This is a genomic window from Lacinutrix gracilariae, from assembly GCF_042684485.1.
In the GTDB taxonomy this organism is placed as follows: Bacteria; Bacteroidota; Bacteroidia; order Flavobacteriales; family Flavobacteriaceae; genus Oceanihabitans; species Oceanihabitans gracilariae.
In genome coordinates this window covers 1-2,040 of record NZ_JBHULM010000033.1, presented here as the reverse complement: position 1 = coordinate 2,040, position 2,040 = coordinate 1, and the positions used below count along the sequence as shown (strand labels likewise).

The 2,040-nt window shown below is 30.8% G+C and carries 2 protein-coding genes; both read right to left on the bottom strand.

Annotated elements, in window-relative coordinates; all coding sequences use genetic code 11:
* Positions 1–275 precede the first annotated feature (275 nt).
* Positions 276–848, bottom strand: coding sequence for an RDD family protein (locus tag ACFSSB_RS15495; protein WP_379905945.1), 573 nt, complete (start codon positions 846–848; stop codon positions 276–278).
* Positions 849–983: 135 nt separating this feature from the next.
* Positions 984–1,499, bottom strand: a complete 516-nt coding sequence (locus ACFSSB_RS15490) for a hypothetical protein (RefSeq protein WP_379905943.1) — start codon at positions 1,497–1,499, stop codon at positions 984–986.
* Positions 1,500–2,040: the final 541 nt, after the last annotated feature.

The following is a 2,040-nucleotide window of genomic DNA, read 5'->3' as shown; positions in this document are numbered from 1 at the left end:
TTGTGTGTTTACCGGTTGTAAGTTCGGCTAAAATTTTCAGTTTGAAAGGTTCTGAATACCGTCTGATTACTTTGTCATTTTTGTACATAATGTTTAAAATTATGTAGCCTTTATTCAGGACGGGTCACTATTTTTTATAACGGTCTTGTGTATGGTTAGTTGCGTGTTTAAGCAACTAATTTAACAAAAATGAACCGAACGAGAGGAAATTCCGCAGGAATTTCCACGTAGGCAAGTCACAAGCAATTAATTATACACGTTGTTAGCAAACGTTTTTAATTCATTTTAGGCATTATTAAACTTAATCCATAAAAATATATCACTCCAATAATTAAAATTCCGATTAAGTTTAATTTCAAAGATTTGCTTTTAAGGTCAGTCCAAATTGTTTTTAATTTTTCCTTTTCAGAAATGACAACTTTCGTATTCGCTAAAACATCACCTATTCGTCTTTCGGGATTAATTAATCCGATAATAACTTCTAATGGCCAAGCAACAGCAATTGTCAAATTCCTAACAAAGCATTGTAATTCAGATGCTGGTTTTTCAGTTTTTCGATTGATAACTTGATAACCCAAAAGTCGTTTTGCAGGACTTTTAGCGTTAAAAAAATCTTTATTGATATAAATGAACATCATAAAAAAGAAAACTACAGAAAAAACTTCATTTCCAACTTTTAATATTCCGTTTGTAGCTAAAATCATTAGAACAATCATTGGCGGAACGATAACGAAAGTCATAATTAAATGGTCCAATAACATACTTGAAATTCTATGGAATCTTGAGTTGATTCCAGCAAGTTTATTAACCTCTTTATGCAATATTCCTTTGTATTCGGTTTCGTTCATCTAATGTTTGCTAACGGTTTTGTATATGGAAAGTTGCGTGTTTGCGTGCGAGGATTTTCCGCAGGAAAATCAGACGTAGCAAACGTGCAACGACCATAGAATTAAGCACAAAATAGCAATTTTTTATATACGTTGTTATGTGCTGGCTTTTATTTCTTTTTTTAATTTAATTCCGTGATTCAAATTCTCAAAGAAACTCAATTGTCGCTCAAATAAATATCCGTTTGCAATGAAATCCATTTCATAATCAGTCGTTTTGATATTCAGTTCCATTTGTTCAATTGAATATTCGTGAAGTCTAAATCTAAAATATCGAGCGTATAATTTAGAAACTCCGAGTTTTAATAAAATCCACATTGGTGACAGAAAAAATGGGTCAATATTCTCTTTTCCGCGTTTGAGTGAGATTTCGATAATGTTTTCATTCGGAATAGGAATAGCAGTTAAATTATTTGAATAATTCGCACGCAATAAAATTCCGCCAGTTCGCTTTTCAAAGTTGCATTTCGAGTCAATTTTTAGAGATTCAGTTTCGGAATTTTTCGTTTTAAATGACTTTAAATAAAATCCTGTACTTCCAATCGCTTTCGGCGTTCGCATATCGATTTCGGCAGGTTTTCCAATTTGTTTTATTATTGATTGTTCAGTCATTTTATAAACTCCAATTTTTTATTATTGTTGCTATCTGAAATATGGAAATCATTATATAAACCACGTAAAAGATTAAAAAATCGTACCAGTTATAAAGCAATTTATCCTTACTACCTTTATTGATATGAGTTGAAAATGCGATTGCTACTCGGCTACCATAGTGGAATATGAACAATGATGAGCTAAACCCAAAGAGTATGATAAATAATTTATTTGGTATTGCGAAGTCAAGTGGATTGAAAAAGTGCAAAATCAAGATTAGTAACATAATTGTAAGAATTCCGATTTTTAGTTTCTTCGCTAACTTTATTTTCTTAGTCAACTTTTCAAAAATTAAAACATTAAGAATTACGAAAAAAATAATATAGAAAACCTTCATTCAATTTTAGCAATATTTTTGTTCAGCTTGCACATAACGGTTTTGTATATGATATGTTGCGTGTATAAGTCACTAATTTAGCAAATAAAAACCGAATAGAATATTCCGCAGGAATATTCGTAAGTAGGCTAGAACTAGCAATGGATTATATACTTTGTTGTG

Coding starts and splice junctions, on each gene's coding strand:
- ACFSSB_RS15495 (WP_379905945.1), bottom strand. CDS start 848: ATGAACGAAACCGAATACAAAGGAATATTGCATAAAGAGGTTAATAAA.
- ACFSSB_RS15490 (WP_379905943.1), bottom strand. CDS start 1,499: ATGACTGAACAATCAATAATAAAACAAATTGGAAAACCTGCCGAAATC.